This window comes from Candidatus Acidiferrales bacterium (assembly GCA_036514995.1).
Taxonomy (GTDB): Bacteria; Acidobacteriota; Terriglobia; order Acidiferrales; family DATBWB01; genus DATBWB01.
Genome location: DATBWB010000015.1, coordinates 1 through 18,299, shown reverse-complemented (window position 1 = coordinate 18,299; position 18,299 = coordinate 1). Strand labels below are relative to the sequence as shown.

Here is an 18,299-nt window from a genome sequence, read left to right as displayed (position 1 = left end):
TTTCAGAACCTACCGCCAAGGCACGGAGAGCGCAGAGAAGAAGCGAAACTCGTCCGCCGCGGCGGACGTCACTCAAACTCGAAAAAAGCCGAAGGCGAATTTCGCCTTTCGTATTTCGAGTTTCGGTTTTTCTATGCTTTGTGCGTGGCTTTCGAGGCAAGCTTGCGCTATATTCCCGGTTTGATTTGACGCCGGGTCGGCGAAAGGTCGAATGCGGCCAAGGAGCGGCGATGACACTGATTTTCCTTGCGATCATCTTCTTCCTCGGTGTGGGCCTGGTGCTGTACTTCGTCTCGGTTTACAACCACCTGGTTCAACTCAGGAACGACATTGACAAATCTTGGTCGAACATTGATGTCCTGCTCCGCCAGCGGCACGACGAGCTGCCGAAACTCATCGAGACCTGCAAGGGCTACATGAAGTACGAGCAGGAGACGTTTCAAAAGATCACCGCTGCTCGCACCGTTTTTATGAGCGCGACCACAACCGGCGAGAAGATTGACGCGGCCAACCAGGTTTCCGCCGCGCTCCGGACGCTCTTTGCCGTCGCCGAAAATTATCCCGAACTCAAGGCCAACAACAACTTCATGCAGCTCCAGGGTCGCATCTCGGAACTGGAGACGCAAGTTGCCGACCGGCGCGAATTCTTCAACGATTCGAGCAACACCTTCAACATCCGCATCGCCCAATTGCCCGATCTCTTCGTCGCTCGCCTGCTCAGCTACCAACCCCGGCCGCTCTTCCAGGCCGCCGCCGAAGAGCGCGCCGACGTAACGGTCAAGTTCGATTAGCAACCATGCATAGAAATTAGAAAAGAGAAATCAGAAAACAGGGCGCCCAATTTCTATTTTCTCTTTTCTATTTTCTTCCTCTTAGAATCCGGCCCCGTCGCCACAGGCCGGGTTCCGATTGACGCTCGGTCGCAGGAATGCTAGAAGAGAGGCGAAAAGTATCTTCTTTGCGGACCGACGCTCGAAGCATGAAGCGAAGAGAGTTCTTACGAAAAAGCGCCGTGGCGGCGGGCCTCGCGGCAACCAGAGGCGCGGGGATTCTGCCCGCGAACGCCCACGCCCGGCATTCATCTCCCGCCTCTCCCGGCAGAGCAATCCCCAGGCGCCCGCTGGGCAAAACCGGCGAGCAGCTATCCATCATCGGCGTTGGCGGCGTGCTGGTGATGGATACGGAGCAATCCTTTGCCAATCGGATCGTGGCGGAAGCCTTCGACCGCGGCATCAACTATTTCGACGTCGCCCCCAGCTATGGCAATGCCGAGGAGCGGCTGGGGCCAGCGCTTGTGCCCTATCGGAAGAACGCCTTCCTGGCCGGCAAGACGCTCAAACGGGACAAAGCCGCAGCTAGGGCGGAACTCGATCAATCGCTCAAGCGGCTGCGCACCGATTATTTTGAGCTCTATCAGCTCCATGCGCTGACCAAGATGGAAGACCTGGATCGGGCGCTTGCCCCCGGGGGCGCGATGGAGACGTTCCTTGAGGCGCGCCAGGCAGGAAAGATCCGTTTCATCGGCTTTTCGGCCCACTCGGTTGAAACCGCCCTGGCAGCCATGGATCGCTTTCCTTTCGACACGCTTCTCTTCCCCTTCAACTGGGTGCTTTACTACCAGGCGAATTTTGGCCCACAGGTGCTCGAACGGGCGCGCTCGAAAAGCATGGGGTGTCTGGCGCTGAAGGCCATGGCGAAGACAAGCTGGCCGGAGGGACTCAAGAAGAAACCCTATCCCAAATGCTGGTATCAGCCCGCGGGCGTGCCCGAAGAGGCGACGCTGGCCTTGCGATTCACCCTCTCGGAAGCGGTCACCGCCGCTGTGCCGCCTGGCGACGAAAGACTCTTCCGCCTGGCCATGGAGGTAGCGGCGAAGTTTCAGCCGGTCACGGACGTCGAGCGAGAAACGCTCAAAACTCGCTCGGCTGGCCTCAAACCGCTCTTTCGGCTCCAAAGCGCAGCTTAGAAGAGAAGCCCCCCACCCTTTGCTTCGTCCCGATTGAATCGGGGTAAACGCCGGATGGGGCACCCCAGGAAAAATTTCTCTTTATTCGGGCAATCACTGCAAGTAAACTCCCTCATTGACCCCAAAGGAGTAACTACCGATGCTGCGCCGATTGACGACTCTGAGCATGCTCGCTCTGGCAGGAACGACTGTCGTGGCCGTCGCGCAACAGCCTCTAGGCCAGCCCGCCCCGCCCTCCACCCATTTGAAGGTGGGCGACGCGGCTCCCGATTTCTCCTTGCGCGACCAGAACAACCAACCCGTCAAGCTGAGCGACTTCCGCGCTAAGAAGAACGTGGTTTTAGCCTTCTACGTTCTTGCCTTCACCGGGGGGTGAACAAAAGAACTGAAGGCGTATCAGGCTGATATCGCCAAATTTGAAGCCACCGATTCCCAGGTCATCGGGATCAGCGTGGATAGCCCCTTTGCCAATCAACGATTTGCCGAAGACATCGGCGTCCGCTTTCCGCTTTTGAGCGACATGACCCGCAAGGTCACCAAGGAATACGGGCTCTTGAACGAAGAGTGGAGTGTGGCCCGCCGCGCCACCTTCGTCCTGGACAAGACCGGGAAGATTGTCCACATCGAGGAAGGCAACAGCGCCGTTGATCCCAGCGGCGCCATGATGATCTGCAGCCGGCTGAAGAAGTAAAGCGAAAATCGAAATTCGAAAAACGAAATTCGCAAGGTCTGAACGAGTTTCGAATTTCGTTTTTCGATTTTCGGCTATCAACGACTGGCATGTGGCGAGGCGCGCCTGACGGAACTCCTATTGCTTCCTCACCTTGGTTGACCCCCGCATGGAATTTCGTTAGCATCATTTTTTTACTTTATCGGCCATGAGCGTTTCAGCAAAACCCGAAAGGGTCCGTGTCACTCTGCCGGACGGCACGGTGCGTGAGTTTCCGCGGGGGATCACGCCGGGGGAGATCGCCGGCCAGGTGAGCGCCGAGCTTGCTCGCGAGGCGATCGTAGCGCGGGCGAACGGCAGCTTCATTGACCTGCGGCAACCGCTCGAGGCCGACTGTGCGCTCAAAATCCTGGCGCCGCCCGACCCTGAAGCCCTCGAGGTCTATCGCCATTCGAGCGCCCATCTGCTGGCGGCGGCGGTGCTCGAACTTTATCCGGGTGTCGAGATGGGCATCGGCCCGCCGACCGAGAATGGTTTCTTTTACGATTTCTACCGCGAGCAGCCGTTCACCGAGGAAGACCTCGCCAAGATTGAATCCAAGATGCGCGAGCTGGTCGCGGCTGACATTCCCTATGAACGGAAATTTTTTCCGAAGGAAGAAGGTCTGAAGATCTACGCTCAGCTCGGGCAGAAATTCAAATGCGAGCTGGTCGAGGAAAAAGCCGAGCCGGTTTTCTCCGCCTACATTTTGGGGAAGTTCAACGATTTCTGCCGCGGCCCGCACGTTCCCTCAACCGGCCACATTAAAGCCTTCAAACTTCTGAGCGTGGCCGGCGCCTACTGGAAAGGCAAAGAGGGCAACGCCCAGATGCAACGCATCTACGGCGCCGCCTTTTACACCCAGGCGGAGCTGGACGACTACCTACGCAAGCTCGAGGAGGCGAAGAAGCGCGACCATCGCAAACTGGGTCCTGAACTCGACCTGTTCAGCATCCAGGAAGAAGCCGGGCCGGGGCTGATCTTCTGGCACCCGAAGGGCGGGTTGGTCCGCAAGTTGATGGAAGACTGGCTGCGCGACGAGCTGTTGCAACGCGGCTACCAGTTGGTCTTCACCCCGCACGTGATGCGGCTCGACCTGTGGAAGACCAGCGGGCACACCAATTTCTACCGGGAGAGTATGTTCAGCCCGATCGAGGTGGAGAAAGCCGACTACCAGCTCAAGCCGATGAACTGCCCCGGGCACATCCTCATTTACAAGTCGCGGCTGCGCAGTTACCGCGACCTGCCCATGCGGCTGGCCGAGCTCGGCACCGTCTATCGCTACGAACGCTCCGGCGTGCTCCACGGCTTGTTCCGCGTCCGCGGCTTCACCCAGGACGACGCCCACATCTTCTGCACCCCGGACCAGATCGAAGGCGAAGTCGAAGCCTGCGTGGACTTCGCCTTCGCCGCGCTCCGCACGTTCGGTTTCGAGCGCTTCGAAGTTGACCTCTCCGTCCATGACCCCGCGCATCCGGAGAGTTACGCTGGGACGGTGGAAGACTGGCAGCGGGCCGAGGGCGCGCTGGTGAACACCCTGGAGAGGATGAAGATATCTTTCAAGCAGATGGAGGGCGAAGCCGTTTTCTACGGCCCGAAGATCGACGTCAAGCTGATTGACGCCATCGGCCGGCCCTGGCAGCTCACCACCGTGCAGTTTGATTTCAACCTGCCGGCGCGCTTCGCCCTCGAATACGTCGGCGAAGACGGCGGCCGCCATCAACCGCTGATGGTGCACCGCGCGCTGTGGGGCTCGGTCGAGCGCTTCTTTGGGATTCTCATCGAACACTACGCCGGAGCGTTTCCGGTGTGGCTCGCGCCCGTCCAGGTGGCCGCCCTGCCGGTGAGCGAAAAAAATCTCGATTACGCCAGGCAGGTGGCCGCAAAGCTCAAGGCGGAAGGCATGCGCGTCGAGTTGAACGACCGCAACGAAAAACTCCAGGCGAAGATCCGCGACGCCCAGTTGCAGAAAATCCCCTACATGCTGGTCTGCGGCGCCAAAGAAGCCGAAGCCGGCACGGTCGCCGTCCGCCACCGCTCGAAAGGCGACCTGGGGCCGCAACCCCTGGCCGCATTTGTCAAGCAAATCCAAGAACTTATCCGGACAAAGGCGCCTACCTTATGAGGAGGAATGCCTGTCCAGTCCTCTTTTCGGCTGCCCCGATTTCACGAAATCCTGTGTTATACTTGCGTTTTGTCGGTGGCCGTTTGCACCCGGCAATGGCCACCTCTAATTGCCGACCGTCCGCTGGTCCAGGGTTTTCCTTTTACGGTGCTATTCAAATGACGATTGTGTCCGACGATCAGGCGACGATAGACTCGACCGGAGGCCAAACATAGCTGACCGTTCAACAAGGGTGAATGAGCGCATCCGGGTGCGCGAAGTGCGGGTGATTGACGACGAGGGCAAGCAGCTCGGCGTCATGCCGCCCTGGGAAGCGTTGAAGATCGCCCGGGAAAAGGGCCTCGACCTGGTGGAGATCTCTCCCACCGTCGTTCCGCCCGTTTGCAAGATCATGGACTACGGGCGGTTCCTTTATCAGCAGAACAAAAAAGCGCACGAGGCGCGCAAGCACCAGAAGACGGTGCACATCAAAGAGGTGAAGTTTCGCCCGGCAACCGACGAACACGATTACAACTTCAAGAAGAACCATATCATTCGGTTCTTATCCGAAGGCGACAAGGTGCGGGCGATCATCGTGTTCCGCGGCCGGGAAATGGCCCACCAGGAGATGGGCCGCGGGAAGCTGAAGCGGCTGATCGAAGAGGTGAGCCAGCACGCGATGGTGGAAGTCCCGCCGCGGCTCGAGCAAAACCTGTTTAGCGTGATTCTGGCGCCCAAAAAAACTTCCGGCTCGGCTCCGCCGCAGCAGCCCGCCAAGCCCGCCGCGGCGGCCCAACCACCGTCGAGCCAGGCTCCAGGCAAACCGGCGCCCGGTGGGAGTGGACAGGCTGCTCCCAAGGCATCGGGGGGGCAAGGGGGATCAGGTGGCGAAGCATAAACTCAAGACGCATCGCGGCGCGGCCAAGCGTTTTCGCCGCACCGCCACGGGCAAAATCCGACGCGCTCGCGCCTTCAAGCGGCATCTGCTGACGGGCAAACCCTCGAAGCGCATGCGCCAACTCGGCGGCACCGTCATCGTGGATCCCTCCGACGTCGGCCGCATCAGGCGGATGTTGCCCTATCTGGCTAAATCGTAGCGCGGTCAAGGAGAAGGTTGTGCCTCGCGTAAAACGTGGAACCAAGCGGCGGTATCGCCGCAAGAAGATTCTCAAGGCTGCCAAAGGCTATTTCCTGACCAAGTCGAAGCTTTATCGTTCGGCCAAGGAAGCCGTGAACCGGGCGCTGCGCTTCGGCTATCGCGACCGGCGCAACCGCAAGCGCGATTTTCGCCGCCTCTGGATCGCCCGCATTGGCGCGGCCGCCCGCAACGAAGGCCTGAGCTACAGCCAGTTCATCCACGGCCTTAAGACCGCCGGAGTGGAACTGGATCGGAAGGTGCTTGCCGACCTGGCAGCGACCGATTCCGCCGCCTTTGGCCAGCTTGCTGCCGCCGCCAAGCAGGCACTCGGTCCCGCCCCCGGCGGGACACCCGCATCCGCATAAGACGAAGGAGTATCGGGATTCATCCCGATATGCATGTCGGGCTGAAGCCCGACACTCCTTACACATTCCCATTGAAAGTTTATCGCGGTCGTGGTGTAACATGGCGCGGTCGCGGCCAGCGGGCAGACAGAACCAAGGCGCTACGCTATGGGTGACGTTCCGGGGTTTGTCATGCTGAGCGGACCGAAGCATCTCAGCGTGAGATTCTTCGCCCCGACGAAGTCGGGGTTTAGAAGGACAAACCCGTGCCCGGCCGGCGCTCTCGCCGGGTGCGCTCAGTACACTTTTTCGGGAGCCTTGGTGTAATCTTTGGTTTTTTGAGCAGCCAATGACGACTAAAACCGACAGCGTCGCCCAGACGCTCGCACAACTCGGCATCACCCGTGCCGTTCAAGTTGCCCCCCTTTTCGCCGAAGTGCGCGCGCGGTTTGACGGCCAAGCCGCCCGCGACTTGGACGAAGCCGGATGGAGCTCGATGCGCCACTTCTGGCTCGGGCGGAAGTCCGGTGTGATCACGAAGATCACCGAGAACTGGCTGAAGCCCGCGTCGCCGGAACTGAAGCGGGCGGTCGGCCAGTCGTTGAACGAGCTCAAGGCGCACGTCGAAGCGCTGCTCGAGGAGCGCCGCGCCGCCATCGAGCGTAGCGGCGAGCGGGCGGCGGCGGAGCGCGAGCGCGTGGACATCACCCTGCCCGGCATTGCGCCAGCGCCCGGTGTCAAGCACATCGTCCGGCAAACGCTCGAGGAGATGGAAGAAATCTTTCTCTCGCTGGGCTATCAGGTTGCCGAAGGGCCGGAGATGGAGACGCCTTACTACAACTTTGAGGCGCTCAACATCCCGGAGCACCATCCGGCGCGGGACGTGATGGACACGTTCTATCTCGATTGGCCGGGGCTCGCGCCGGGAAGCTTCCTGCTGCGGACGCACACCTCGCCCGTCCAGGTGCGCTGGATGGAGAAGCATTCGCCGCCGGTGCGCATCATCGTCCCGGGGAAGGTCTATCGCCACGATAATCCCGATTCCACCCACTCCTTCATGTTCCATCAGGTCGAGGGCCTGGCGGTCGATACCGGCCTGACCTTCTGCGACTTCAAGGGCACGATTGAATATTTTGTGCAATCGTTTTTCGGCCCGGCCGTCAAGACGCGCTTCCGCCCGAGCTATTTTCCTTTCACCGAGCCGAGCGCCGAGGTGGACGGCTCCTGCATCTTCTGCCAGGGCCAAGGCTGCCGCATCTGCAAGTTTTCCGGCTGGATCGAGCTCTTCGGCGCCGGCATGGTGGACCCGGCAGTCTATGGCTTCGTGAACTACGACGGAGCCGCTCTCAACGGCTTCGCTTTTGGCATCGGCGTCGAACGCTTTGCCATGCTCAAATACGGCATCAACGACATTCAATTGTTCTTTCAGAACGATGTGCGATTGTTGCGGCAGTTTCGATAGTTGCAACCACAGATGAACACAGATAAACACTGATGAAGAAAGGCGCAAATCGCAGGCGGGCTAAGAATAATCTGTGTTCATCAGCGTTCATCTGTGGTTTCATCTCTGAGTTTCCCCGATGAAGGCGCTTCTTTCCTGGCTTAGAGAATTTGTCGAAATTCCCGTTGCGCCGAAGCAACTCGGGAATGATCTGACCATGGCGGGACTTGCCGTGGACGGGGTGACGGAGGAGGCCGGAGAAGTCATTCTCGAACTCGATCTCACCACCAACCGGCCGGATTGCCTCAGTCACTACGGTCTGGCCCGGGAGATTGCCACGCTCTATTCCAAGCCGCTCAAGCCGCTTGACGCGATTGGATCGGGGCTTGCCACCAGGCCGAAAGAGAGCGCCACGGCCGCCGCGTCCGTGACCCGAGTGGAAATCGCCGACCCTGATCTTTGCTGCCGGTACGTGGCGCGGGTCATCCGCGGCGTCAAAGTCGCGCCGTCGCCCGACTGGCTCAAGAAGCGCCTCGAGGCATTCGGTTTCCAGTCCATCAACAATGTGGTGGACGCGACCAACTATGTGCTCGCCGAGCTCGGCCATCCGCTTCACGCCTTTGACATGGACACGCTTGCCGAGCAACGTATTGTGGTCCGGCGGGCAAAGCCGGGCGAAAAAATTCGCACCCTGGACGGTGAAGAGCGCACGCTCACCCGAGACAATCTGGTCATCGCCGATGCGCGCCTTCCTGCGGCGCTGGCCGGGGTGATGGGCGGCGAGGCCACCGAAATCTCTTTCCGCAGCAAAAACGTTTTGTTGGAATCGGCCTGGTTTGATCCCATTTCGATCCGGCGCACTGCCAAATCGCTCGGCCTTCGCACGGAAGCCTCGGTGCGGTTCGAGCGCGGCGCGGACGTCGAGCGGGCGGGGGTGGCGGCCGAGCGTTGCGCGCAACTGATTCAAGAACTGGCCGGCGGCGAGCTCCTGGCCGGAGCTGTGGATTGCTACCCAGCCAAAAAGCCGAGGCCGAACGTAAACTTCACCCGCCGCGAACTGCTGCGGGTAATGGGGCAGGACGTGGCCGACGAAGCGATCGAGCGCATCCTGGGGGCGCTCGGCTTTGCGCCGAAGAGAATATCACCGGGCAACTGGCAATGTTCGCTTCCGCCATGGCGGCTCGACGTGACGCGAGAGATTGACCTCATGGAAGAGGTCGCGCGGCATCACGGTTTCGAAAAGTTCCCTTCCCGGCTGCCGCCAGCCAAGGTCGCAGCCGCCCGGCTGGCTCAGGCTGCCAAGGAGGAGCGAATCGGCGAAACCCTTCACGGGCTCGGCTACGATGAAATTATCTCGATTCCTCTCGAAAGCACCGAGGACAACGCGCGCTTCTCCGCGCTTCGCCCGGTGCTCCTGGCCAACCCGATCGCTGAGGATGCATCCGAACTGCGCACCTCCGGCCTGCCGAGCATGATTCGTGCGCTCGCATGGAACCTGAACCGCGGCCAGAAAAACCTCCGCCTATACGAAAGCGGCAAGCGATATCTCGGTGAAGGAGCGCAGCCGAAGGAGACCTGGGTACTCAGCCTCGGCGCCACCGGCCAGGTCCGCGAAAAAAATGTTCAGGAGCCGGCCCGCCCATACGAATTTGCCGATCTCAAGGGCGCGGTCGAGTCCGTGCTCAGCCGGTTTGAGACGGGGACGATTGCCTGGGCGCCGGTACGGGACGCGCCTTTCTTCCACCCGGGAAGATCGGCGCAAATCGAGGCAGGCGGGCAGCGCCTGGGCGCGCTGGGACAACTTGCTCCTCGCGTGGCGGAAGCTTCGAAGTTGCGGCAGGAGGTGTTTCTCGCTGAACTGGACCTGGAAGCGCTTTACAGTATCCCGCTGCGCGCTCTTCGCTATCAGCCGCTCTCGCGTTTTCCGGCAGTCGAACGCGATTTTTCCCTGATTTTGCGCGAGGGCACAAGCTTTGGCGCGGTGGCGGAGGGGGTGCGCCGGTTGGGCATCAGCGAATTGGCGGGGATCGAGCCGGTGGACATTTTTCGTGGCAGGCAAGTGCCGGAGGGCCACTTTAGCCTGTTGCTCCGGCTTACGTTTCAGTCGGCCGAGGCGACCCTGACGGAAGACCGGATCAACGAATACTGTGAGCGGGTTGTCCAGGCGCTTGAGGCCGCGCTCGAAGCAAAGATTCGCCATTAATTTTTTTCACTGCATCGGCTGAGGAAGGCTTCGGCCTTCCGCGGTGTTCTCCATGGCGCAAGCGCAGGAAAAACGGGACGAGTTCGGCCAGCTCGAAACGAAGATCATCGAGCTGGTTGAGCGGTGGAAAAAAGCAGAAGCGGCTCGCCGCGGCGCCGGAGAAGAAATGGAACGGCTGCGCGGGGAGCTTCGCCAGCGCCTGGAAGAAATTCAACACCTCGAACGGGAACTCACCCTTCTCCGACGGGAGCGGGAAGAAGTCCGCGCCCGCGTTGAAAAATTAATCGGGCAAATGGATGCCCTGAGCCGGTCACAATAAGAGTCCGGGCACCGGTCGCCGGATGCGGCTAGCGAATCCCATTGCCTGGAACATCAGGCCTGCTCATAATGGCTCCCGGTTTGCGAGGTTCTCGCCATGCCGGAACCAAAGAGTATTCGCGTAGAGATCTACGACCAGACCTACAACCTTCGGGGCATTGAAGACGAGGAGTACGTTCGCGAACTGGCGGCTTACGTGGACGCGAGGATGCGCGAAATTTCCGAAGCCACCCGCACCATTGATTCGCTTCGCCTGGCCGTACTGGCGGCGCTGCACATTGCCGACGAGCTCCATTCCCAGCGTGGCCGTCCCGGCGAAACCAATGAAGAGCTGCGCCGTCGCGCAGTTCGCTGCCTGGAGTTGATTGATTCCGCGCTCAAGCAAACGGCTTGAAGCGTCGCGCGCCCGTGGTCCGTTAGCCGGCGAAATTTTTCGCCCGGCATCCGGCATCCGCCAGCATTCCCCGGTGTCCAATGTCCGCTCCGGTGTTCTTGCTTGCCCCGTTTTATCGGGGCCTGCCAGCTTCCAAAGCCAGTACGAATCGGCTATTGACCGTGGCCGCCCAAGGAATAGAATGAAAGTCTGGAGTCTGGCTGCGACGTGCGTGCCTGGCACGACGATTCGCTGAGCCAACACTGATCCTAAGGGTGCCCGGTCGTCCCGCCGGTGAGCATGCCCGCGCTTCGCCCGACTACGGGCTCGGCGGGGGAAGCCTGAAGGCGGGCGCTGGGTGCCCCCCGTATCCAACGGGTTCAGGATCTAGTGCCTCACGGCGGCCGCGGCTGGCTCCTTTCTTTTTAATCGTCGGGCATCCCAAGATCGGCGGCCACGGATCGCCGGTTGCCGATTCCCGGTCACTCGGTTGAAGATTCTCTTCATCGGCGACATTTGTGGTTCCGCCGGGCGACAGATCGTCAAGGATCGCCTGCCGGATATTCTGGGGCAGCAAGCCATCGAGTTGGTGATTGCCAACTGCGAAAACGCCGCCTCGGGCTTCGGCATCACTCCGCGGCTGGTGGAAGAGCTGCTCGCCTGCGGCATTGACGTGCTCACCTCGGGCAACCACATCTGGGACCGCAAAGAGATCCTCGACTACATGGCTCATCAGCCGCGGCTGCTTCGTCCCGCCAACTACCCCTCGCTTGCCCCCGGCGTCGGCCTTTATCAGGGCCAGACGAAAGCGGGCACCGATGTTGCCGTGCTCAACCTGCAAGGCCGCGTATTTATGCCGACCATCGATTGCCCCTTTGAAGCGGCCGATCGGGAACTGGCGCGCATTCCCGCTTCCACCAAAATCATCGTCGTGGACATGCACGGCGAGGCCACCAGCGAGAAGCAAGCGATGGGTTGGTATCTGGACGGCAAGGCAACCGTGGTCATCGGAACGCACACCCACGTCGCCACCGCCGATGAACGCATCCTGCCCCAAGGCACCGCCTATCAAACCGATGTCGGCATGACCGGTCCCCACGATTCGATCATTGGCATGCGCAAAGAAGGCGTGTTACAGCGGCTACGAACGCAGCTCCCGGTGCGCTTTGACCCGGCCGAGGGTGACGTCCGGATGAACGCCTTGCTGGTCGAGGCCAACCCGGCTACCGGCCGGGCCCTCTCCGTCGCCCGACTATGCTATCGCATCGACTAGCCTGACCGACGTAAAGACCGAAATTCGAAAATCGGTACTGAAAGCATGCAATTGGCCGATTTTCGAGTTTCGCATTTCGATCTATTTAATGGTCAGAGCATCTTGAAACCGTCGCCGGGGCGAGCCGTTGACGCCACCGCCGAGACACATTGTAATATCCAAAGGTACCGATGCGACGCGTGATGGGGCTGGTTTCAATTCTCCTGGCTTTCCTATCTTCGCTGGCACCGGCACAGCTCGCCGACTGGAAAGCTACACAACCGATCTTTCTCGAAGCGGGATCCCGGGTGAGCGCGGTGCGGAGGGACGCAGCCGGGCGCTACCTGGTCCTGCAATCGCGCCCGGCAACCCTTTTCGTCTTTGACGGGAACCTGAAATGGCTGGGCAAGTACGTTCCCCAAAGGGGTCAAGACACTTTGAGCTTTGCCGAGGACTTCACGGTCGGCGATGACGGAAAGATTTATGTTGCTGACCGTGGCGCCCAGGCCGTCAAAATTCTTTCTCCTTCCGGTGAACTGCAGCAGGCGATTCCCTTTCCTCAACCCATCTCGGTGGCGGCGACGGCTGAGGGAGAGCTCTTCGTGTCGAGCGCCCAGGCGCGGGTTCTCGTCTCCAGAGTGGATTCGGCCGGCAAGGTCATCGGCGAATTTGGCGCGCTTCAGGAGTTTGCCGGCCGGGCCGACGTGCAAAGGACTTTCAACATTGGTCTTATAAGGCGAGACCGAGCCGGGCACATCTACTATCTCTTTCGCCACCTGCCAAGGCCGACCATCCACAAATACTCGCCCCTGGGTCATCTGGTAGCGGAATTCGAGCTTGTGGGGCAGAGTCTGCCTCGACCCCAACCCCCACCGCCGAAAGAACTCTTTCCGGCTCGCCCCGGCGAGCCGCCTCCCCGCGTCACCAAGACCGAACGCGCCATCCAGCGAGCGGCAGCCATGACCGCGCGCGACGTGCTGACCGCTCTCGCCGTGAACCCCCAAACCGAGGAGCTGTGGGTCGGCGCCGGCTCGTCGCTCTTGCACGTTGACCGCGAAGGACGCAGTTTGGGCGAATGGCAGGCGGTCGATCCCGGGGGCGCACCCATCAAGATTGATGATCTGCTCATCGAGCCAGATCGAGTGATCGTCGTCTCAGCCGGACGAGGCGTCTTCCTGTTTCCGCTTCCCGGCGGTTCAACACCTGCCAAGGCCGCCCCTTGAAGGCACGGGGCGCATCTCCTATACTTCTGCGCTGCATTTCCGTCCGCGCACATCCCGAATGCGGGCAAGCCCGAATCCCGATGGTTCGGCAGGGGAGACCGCAAGTTCAAAATTCTTCAACTTCTGGCATCAGGAGGATTCATGGTTGCTGTGCCGCCCGAAAGAGAATTCCAAATGTATGAGGCCATGGCGGCGCGCTTCGACGTGGCTGCCGCCAAGCTCGGTCTCGACGAAGGGCTGGTGCGCGTCCTGCGCCACCCCAACAAGGAGATTACCCTCTACATTCCGGTGGCGATGGATAAGGGTGAGCTTCAAATCTTTATCGGTTATCGGGTGCAACATTCGGTCGTCCGCGGGCCGGGGAAGGGCGGCATCCGCTACGCCCCGGACGTTACGCTCGACGAAGTGCGAGCGCTGGCAAGCTGGATGACCTGGAAATGCGCGGTGGTCAACATCCCTTTTGGCGGCGCCAAAGGCGGCGTTATCTGCGACCCGGCCAAGCTGTCCACCGGAGAGCTCGAACGCATCACCCGGCGTTACACCGCCGAATTGCTCGACTACCTGGGCCCGGAGCGGGACGTCCCCGCCCCCGACCTGGGCACCAACGAGCAGACCATGGCCTGGGTGATGGATACTTACTCGATGCATGTGCGCCATACCGTTACCGCGGTGGTAACGGGCAAGCCACTCGACCTCGGCGGCTCGCGCGGCCGCCATGAAGCGACCGGGCGCGGTTGCATGATCGTCTGCGACAAGGCACTGGAGAAATTCAAGCGCAAACGGCCGGAAACCCGCGTGATCATTCAGGGCTTTGGCAACGTCGGCTCGATGGCCGCCAAGCTGATGCACGAGGCCGGCTACAAGATCGTCGGCATCGCCGACGTCAGCGGCGGCATCTATCATGAAAAAGGTCTGGACGTGCCCAAACTCCTCGACCTGACCTCCCATGGACGATTCGTCAAAGACTTCAAAGAGGGCCAGCCGGTGGATCGCAGCGAGATCCTCTTCCTCGACTGCGATGTCCTGATGCCCGCAGCCGTCGAAAATCAGATTACTTCCAAGAATGCCAACCGCGTCCAAGCGAAGATCCTCTGTGAGGCAGCCAATGGCCCCACCACCGCGCCCGCCGACGACATCCTCGAGCGAAAGGGCGTCTTCCTCATCCCCGATATCCTCGCCAACGCCGGCGGGGTAACGGTGAGCTACTTCGAGTGGGTGCAGGACCGCCAGGGCTATTTCTGGAATGAGCAGCTCGTCAATCACCGGCTGGAAGAGATCATGGTCCACAGCTTCGATGACGTCGTGCGCTACGCCGAAATCCACAAGGTAACTAACCGCATCGCGGCCTACATGCTGGCCATCGATCGAGTGGCCTTTGCCCTCAAGCTGCGCGGAATCTACGCCTGAAGCTCCCTCTCCGTGGTCGGCCAAGGGCCGCTCGATGCCGTTCGCCGGAAGGCCCGCCGCGGCGGTGCCAGCCTCCCAGCCGAACCATTCGCCCCTCCCGGCCGACCCTGACGTTGACCCGCCCCGCCCGACATTCATCCCCCGCCCGGGCCGTGGTAAAGCCGCCTAGGGTTTTTCATTTACAACCGCGAAGCGGTTCGCTACGATAAGGCGTCTTTTTGCGGTGGCTTACGGCCAGCGTTTACACTACAAATGTAGGAAAAAGCCACTGACCGATGGGAGCAGATGACCACCCGGTCTGACACGATCACTCCCGGCGGCTTGAAGAGTGACGACGAGCACCGGGCCGATATCTGCAACGTCGGGCGGTGGATTCACCAGCGCGGCTACGTGGCCGCGACCGACGGCAACATCACGGTGCGTCTCGATAACCAGCGCATCCTCACCAGTCCCACCGCTGCTTCCAAGGGCATGATGGAACCGGACGACCTGGCCATTGTGGACTACCAGGGCAAGAAGATCTCCGGCCGCAAGGCAGCTTCGTCGGAAATCGCCATGCACCTGCTGATTTACAAACGCCGCCCCGATGTGAATGCGATCTGCCATGCGCATCCGCCGGTGGCAACCGGGTACGCTGCCGCCAATCTTCCCCTCAGCAAGGCGCTCATCTCGGAGGTGGTGCTGGCGCTGGGGTGCATTCCGGTGGCGCAGTACGGCACTCCCGGCACGCCCGAACTGACGCGGGCGCTCGAACCGCTGGTGGCCCGCTACGATGCCATCTTGATGGCCAATCATGGCGTGGTAACGTACGGCGAAGATTTGCGGATGGCCTATTTCCGCATGGAGACGGTGGAGCACTTCGCCCGGGTTTCGCTCGTGACCGAACTTTTGGGAAGAGAGGTGTTGCTTTCCAGCACAGATGTGGAAAAATTGCTCGAAGCGCGGCGCCGGTACGGAATTGAGACGGCGGCGCCGATCAGTGCCGAGTGCCCGGTGACGGCTGAAGCCCGCCGTGAAGAACCCGCTCCCGAAGCTTCGGGACGACCTGTTCCGGCGGCGAGGCGCGAGGAAAGCTATGGCGGGGCCATGCACCAGCACGGCGCGGGCTGCGCCTGCGGCCTACCGGCCGGCGGCGAAGGTGCCAGGTTTTCTCTTACCCCGCAAGAGCTGGAACGGTTGATTGACGAGGCGATGCGCGAGCTGCATCGCCGCTAATCCTCCCGAAGTTTCGGGAGGAGGCGAACCCTGGGGATGCAAGGTGCAGGCAGCGATAGGACGGGAGGATCAGAATGGGTGAAGCACTAGGAATGATCGAAACCCGCGGGCTGGTGGCGATGATTGAAGCCTCCGACGCCATGGTCAAGGCAGCCAAGGTCACGCTGGTCGGCTGGGAGAAGATCGGTTCGGGCTATGTGACCGCGCTCGTGCGCGGCGACGTGGCGGCGGTGAAGGCCGCCACCGATGCCGGCGCGGCTGCCGCTCGGCGAGTGGGCGAGCTGATTGCCGTGCACGTCATCCCGCGGCCGCACGGGTCGCTCGAAGATGTGCTGCCGATCGGCAAGTCGGCGCTGGCAGCAGCGAAGTAGCGCCCGGGCCAATCGGACGATACAGCGCGTGGCCACAGTCTTCCGGCTGTCGCTCGGCAGTTGCTTCGCCGCCTCACTCCGGGTAAGGCGAGCAAGGGACGAATTTCAAGCAGGGCACGAGTTTCGAATTTCGCTTTTCGATTTTCCATCATGCTTTTAGCACGCATCGTCGGCACCGTCGTCGCGACGCGGAAAGACCCGCGGCTTGAGGGGAAGAAGCTGCTGGTCGTGAAGCCCATCTCGCCGGAGGGCGCGGATGAGGCCGGATACCTCGTCGCGGTGGATACGGTGGACGCGGGCTTTCGCGAGACGGTGCTGATCGTGCAGGGCAGTTCAGCGCGCATGGCCGCCGAATGCAAAGACCGGCCGGTGGATGCGGCGATTGTCGGCATCGTGGATACCGTCCAGCTCGACGCGCAGCACGAAGCCGAACTGGCAGCCGCAAGGAAGAAGTAAAGGAAGCAGAGGAAGCAAAGGAAGTACACGACGAAAAGGAAATCAGTGAGAAGCGAAAGGCACAAGATTTACTGTAGAGACACTGAAAACGCAGAGTCCAGCCAGCCGCTTTAGAGGCGTGGTTTCTTCGGTTCGCGCAACTCGCCAACGGAGAGTGATAAATTGAAGTACCGGGTCATCCTAGAGCCCGACCTGGAGGCAGGGGGATTTGTGGTGAGCTGCCCGAGCCTTCCGGGTTGCCACTCGCAAGGAGAAACTCGCGAAGAGGCTCTGGCTAATATCCGCGATGCCATTGAGGGCTACATGGCCAGCCTCAAGAAGCACAATTTGCCCTTGCCGAGCGATTGCGCCACCCCTCTCTAGAGGCGGGAGTTTTTACGGTTTTCGAGTTTCGATCATGATGCTTGGTCGCGTAATCGGCAACGTGGTCTGCACGATGAAGAACGCCTCGCTTGAGGGGAAGAAGATTCTTGTGGTGCAGCCGGTGGGGAAAGACGGCAAAGACCGCGGCAAGCCGGTGATTGCCCTGGATGCAGTCGGCGCCGGCGCGGGTGAGCTGGTCTATTGGTGTCGCGGGCGCGAGGCGACCTATGCCTGGCCGGAAGAAGTGCCGACGGAAGCGACGATTGTAGGCATCGTGGACACGGTCCAGATACCGGAGGTTGGAAGCTAGAGGCTTGAGGTTGGAAGAGCGAGTTTCGCTTTTCGAGTTTCGCATTTCGCTTCTTCAGACATGCTAATTGGCCGAGTCATCGGCGACGTGGTAGCCACCCAGAAATCACCCTCGCACGAGGGCCAGAAGATTCTGGTTGTCCAGCCGCTCAATCTCGACGGAAGCGATCGCGGCGAGGCCATCCTCGCCCTCGATGCGGTGCAAGCCGGGATCGGCGAAAAAGTTCTGGTCACCACCGAAGGCTGGTCAGCCATGACCGCCGTCGAGCGGCCCAACTCCCCCATTGACATGGCGATTGTCGGCATCGTGGATACCGTCGATCTCATCGAAAATGTGAAGTAGCGCCGCCGTCTCCAGCGGCTTGCAACTTGTTTCGATCCGCGCCTACCATAATCTCACTGGCACGAGAGAGCAGCCAATGGCTTGGACCTTTCTTTTTCGACTCTGTTTGGTTCTTCTCTTCCCGGCGTTGACCTTTGCTGAAGGCCACACTGGCGGCAAATCGAAATGGTTTGACTTCGCTCACCATGAATGGTTCGACCGCGCTCAGCATGAAGGAGGACCTGCGATGGCACTGAAACTGACAAGCACCGCCTTCCAACCCGGCGCTACTATACCGGAGAAGTTCACTTGCGATGGGCCCGATGTTTCGCCCGCCCTCGCGTGGGCGGACCCACCGGCCGGCACGCATAGCTTTGCCCTGATCATGGACGACCCCGACGCCCCGGTCGGCACCTGGGTCCACTGGGTGCTCTACGACTTGCCCGCCAACACGCGCGAGCTAGCCGAAGGCGTCCCCAAGCAGGAAGAGCTCCCGAGCAGGGCGCGCCAGGGCCGCAACGACTTCCGCAAGATTGGCTACGGCGGTCCCTGTCCCCCATCGGGGCCCGCGCATCGTTACTTTTTCAAACTCTACGCGCTCGATTCCAAAACCAACCTCAAGCCGGGCGCGACCAAGGCCGAATTGGAAAAGGCCATGAAAGGGCACATCCTTGCCCAAGCCGAATTGATGGGCCGCTACCAGCGGTAGCCATGGCCGCTCTCGTAGGCGGACTCAAGAACTTGACAGCCCCTGCCCTTTGTCGGATAATCCGATTGTCCGATTG

The 18,299-nt window shown here is 60.8% G+C and carries 20 protein-coding genes, 1 other RNA gene and 1 pseudogene; all 22 read left to right on the top strand.

Annotation, left to right across the window (positions count from 1 at the left end):
* Positions 1 to 230 precede the first annotated feature (230 nt).
* Positions 231 to 791, top strand: a complete 561-nt coding sequence (locus VIH17_01365) for a LemA family protein (GenBank protein ID HEY4681880.1) — start codon at positions 231 to 233, stop codon at positions 789 to 791.
* A 188-nt stretch (positions 792 to 979) separates the two neighbouring features.
* Positions 980 to 1,966: an aldo/keto reductase gene (locus VIH17_01360; GenBank protein HEY4681879.1), complete on the top strand. Its 987-nt coding sequence runs from the start codon at positions 980 to 982 to the stop codon at positions 1,964 to 1,966.
* Positions 1,967 to 2,213: 247 nt separating this feature from the next.
* Positions 2,214 to 2,657: pseudogene (locus VIH17_01355) on the top strand (redoxin domain-containing protein).
* A 187-nt stretch (positions 2,658 to 2,844) separates the two neighbouring features.
* Positions 2,845 to 4,800 (top strand): threonine--tRNA ligase, encoded by a 1,956-nt coding sequence (thrS, locus tag VIH17_01350; protein HEY4681878.1) that lies wholly within the window; start codon positions 2,845 to 2,847, stop codon positions 4,798 to 4,800.
* A 232-nt stretch (positions 4,801 to 5,032) separates the two neighbouring features.
* Positions 5,033 to 5,677, top strand: coding sequence for a translation initiation factor IF-3 (infC, locus tag VIH17_01345; GenBank protein HEY4681877.1), 645 nt, complete (start codon positions 5,033 to 5,035; stop codon positions 5,675 to 5,677).
* Positions 5,664 to 5,876, top strand: a complete 213-nt coding sequence (rpmI, locus tag VIH17_01340) for a 50S ribosomal protein L35 (protein ID HEY4681876.1) — start codon at positions 5,664 to 5,666, stop codon at positions 5,874 to 5,876. Before infC ends, rpmI begins: the two co-directional genes overlap by 14 nt.
* A gap of 19 nt (positions 5,877 to 5,895) precedes the next feature.
* Positions 5,896 to 6,282 carry a 50S ribosomal protein L20 gene (gene rplT, locus VIH17_01335; protein ID HEY4681875.1) on the top strand — a complete coding sequence of 129 codons (387 nt, stop codon included), beginning with the start codon at positions 5,896 to 5,898 and terminating at the stop codon, positions 6,280 to 6,282.
* Between the two features lie 328 nt (positions 6,283 to 6,610).
* The gene (gene pheS / locus VIH17_01330) at positions 6,611 to 7,723 is read left to right on the top strand and encodes a phenylalanine--tRNA ligase subunit alpha (GenBank protein HEY4681874.1); all 1,113 of its coding nucleotides are present in this window, start codon (positions 6,611 to 6,613) and stop codon (positions 7,721 to 7,723) included.
* A 118-nt stretch (positions 7,724 to 7,841) separates the two neighbouring features.
* A complete protein-coding gene (gene pheT / locus VIH17_01325) occupies positions 7,842 to 9,905 on the top strand; it encodes a phenylalanine--tRNA ligase subunit beta (GenBank protein ID HEY4681873.1) in 2,064 nt (687 codons plus the stop codon).
* 52 nt (positions 9,906 to 9,957) lie between these two features.
* Positions 9,958 to 10,224, top strand: a complete 267-nt coding sequence (locus tag VIH17_01320) for a hypothetical protein (GenBank protein HEY4681872.1) — start codon at positions 9,958 to 9,960, stop codon at positions 10,222 to 10,224.
* Between the two features lie 96 nt (positions 10,225 to 10,320).
* On the top strand, positions 10,321 to 10,617 hold the full coding sequence (locus VIH17_01315; GenBank protein ID HEY4681871.1) for a cell division protein ZapA: 297 nt from the start codon (positions 10,321 to 10,323) through the stop codon (positions 10,615 to 10,617).
* 194 nt (positions 10,618 to 10,811) lie between these two features.
* Positions 10,812 to 11,013, top strand: a non-coding RNA gene (gene ssrS, locus VIH17_01310) — 6S RNA.
* Between the two features lie 73 nt (positions 11,014 to 11,086).
* Entirely contained in the window at positions 11,087 to 11,869 is a 783-nt protein-coding gene (locus tag VIH17_01305; GenBank protein ID HEY4681870.1) for a TIGR00282 family metallophosphoesterase, read from the top strand.
* A gap of 170 nt (positions 11,870 to 12,039) precedes the next feature.
* The gene (locus VIH17_01300) at positions 12,040 to 13,071 is read left to right on the top strand and encodes a hypothetical protein (GenBank protein ID HEY4681869.1); all 1,032 of its coding nucleotides are present in this window, start codon (positions 12,040 to 12,042) and stop codon (positions 13,069 to 13,071) included.
* Between the two features lie 141 nt (positions 13,072 to 13,212).
* Positions 13,213 to 14,478 (top strand): Glu/Leu/Phe/Val dehydrogenase, encoded by a 1,266-nt coding sequence (locus VIH17_01295; GenBank protein ID HEY4681868.1) that lies wholly within the window; start codon positions 13,213 to 13,215, stop codon positions 14,476 to 14,478.
* 285 nt (positions 14,479 to 14,763) lie between these two features.
* Positions 14,764 to 15,693, top strand: a complete 930-nt coding sequence (locus tag VIH17_01290) for a class II aldolase/adducin family protein (protein HEY4681867.1) — start codon at positions 14,764 to 14,766, stop codon at positions 15,691 to 15,693.
* Between the two features lie 74 nt (positions 15,694 to 15,767).
* Positions 15,768 to 16,064 carry an ethanolamine utilization microcompartment protein EutM gene (gene eutM, locus VIH17_01285; GenBank protein HEY4681866.1) on the top strand — a complete coding sequence of 99 codons (297 nt, stop codon included), beginning with the start codon at positions 15,768 to 15,770 and terminating at the stop codon, positions 16,062 to 16,064.
* A 150-nt stretch (positions 16,065 to 16,214) separates the two neighbouring features.
* The gene (locus VIH17_01280) at positions 16,215 to 16,520 is read left to right on the top strand and encodes a EutN/CcmL family microcompartment protein (protein HEY4681865.1); all 306 of its coding nucleotides are present in this window, start codon (positions 16,215 to 16,217) and stop codon (positions 16,518 to 16,520) included.
* 162 nt (positions 16,521 to 16,682) lie between these two features.
* Complete coding sequence (locus VIH17_01275) at positions 16,683 to 16,883, top strand: type II toxin-antitoxin system HicB family antitoxin (protein ID HEY4681864.1); 201 nt, start codon at positions 16,683 to 16,685, stop codon at positions 16,881 to 16,883.
* Between the two features lie 34 nt (positions 16,884 to 16,917).
* Positions 16,918 to 17,193 carry a EutN/CcmL family microcompartment protein gene (locus tag VIH17_01270; GenBank protein HEY4681863.1) on the top strand — a complete coding sequence of 92 codons (276 nt, stop codon included), beginning with the start codon at positions 16,918 to 16,920 and terminating at the stop codon, positions 17,191 to 17,193.
* Between the two features lie 60 nt (positions 17,194 to 17,253).
* Positions 17,254 to 17,535, top strand: a complete 282-nt coding sequence (locus VIH17_01265) for a EutN/CcmL family microcompartment protein (protein HEY4681862.1) — start codon at positions 17,254 to 17,256, stop codon at positions 17,533 to 17,535.
* Between the two features lie 226 nt (positions 17,536 to 17,761).
* Positions 17,762 to 18,223 carry a YbhB/YbcL family Raf kinase inhibitor-like protein gene (locus VIH17_01260; protein ID HEY4681861.1) on the top strand — a complete coding sequence of 154 codons (462 nt, stop codon included), beginning with the start codon at positions 17,762 to 17,764 and terminating at the stop codon, positions 18,221 to 18,223.
* The last annotated feature ends 76 nt before the right edge of the window (positions 18,224 to 18,299 follow it).

What these genes read in the sequence shown, in the direction of transcription:
- VIH17_01295 (HEY4681868.1), top strand. Translation starts at nt 13,213, where the DNA reads ATGGTTGCTGTGCCGCCCGAAAGAGAATTCCAAATGTATGAGGCCATG.
- VIH17_01315 (HEY4681871.1), top strand. Translation starts at nt 10,321, where the DNA reads ATGCCGGAACCAAAGAGTATTCGCGTAGAGATCTACGACCAGACCTAC.
- VIH17_01320 (HEY4681872.1), top strand. Translation starts at nt 9,958, where the DNA reads ATGGCGCAAGCGCAGGAAAAACGGGACGAGTTCGGCCAGCTCGAAACG.
- eutM (HEY4681866.1), top strand. Translation starts at nt 15,768, where the DNA reads ATGGGTGAAGCACTAGGAATGATCGAAACCCGCGGGCTGGTGGCGATG.
- VIH17_01280 (HEY4681865.1), top strand. Translation starts at nt 16,215, where the DNA reads ATGCTTTTAGCACGCATCGTCGGCACCGTCGTCGCGACGCGGAAAGAC.
- thrS (HEY4681878.1), top strand. Translation starts at nt 2,845, where the DNA reads ATGAGCGTTTCAGCAAAACCCGAAAGGGTCCGTGTCACTCTGCCGGAC.
- VIH17_01290 (HEY4681867.1), top strand. Translation starts at nt 14,764, where the DNA reads ATGACCACCCGGTCTGACACGATCACTCCCGGCGGCTTGAAGAGTGAC.
- pheS (HEY4681874.1), top strand. Translation starts at nt 6,611, where the DNA reads ATGACGACTAAAACCGACAGCGTCGCCCAGACGCTCGCACAACTCGGC.
- VIH17_01300 (HEY4681869.1), top strand. Translation starts at nt 12,040, where the DNA reads ATGCGACGCGTGATGGGGCTGGTTTCAATTCTCCTGGCTTTCCTATCT.
- VIH17_01365 (HEY4681880.1), top strand. Translation starts at nt 231, where the DNA reads ATGACACTGATTTTCCTTGCGATCATCTTCTTCCTCGGTGTGGGCCTG.
- VIH17_01270 (HEY4681863.1), top strand. Translation starts at nt 16,918, where the DNA reads ATGATGCTTGGTCGCGTAATCGGCAACGTGGTCTGCACGATGAAGAAC.
- pheT (HEY4681873.1), top strand. Translation starts at nt 7,842, where the DNA reads ATGAAGGCGCTTCTTTCCTGGCTTAGAGAATTTGTCGAAATTCCCGTT.
- VIH17_01265 (HEY4681862.1), top strand. Translation starts at nt 17,254, where the DNA reads ATGCTAATTGGCCGAGTCATCGGCGACGTGGTAGCCACCCAGAAATCA.
- VIH17_01360 (HEY4681879.1), top strand. Translation starts at nt 980, where the DNA reads ATGAAGCGAAGAGAGTTCTTACGAAAAAGCGCCGTGGCGGCGGGCCTC.
- VIH17_01260 (HEY4681861.1), top strand. Translation starts at nt 17,762, where the DNA reads ATGGCACTGAAACTGACAAGCACCGCCTTCCAACCCGGCGCTACTATA.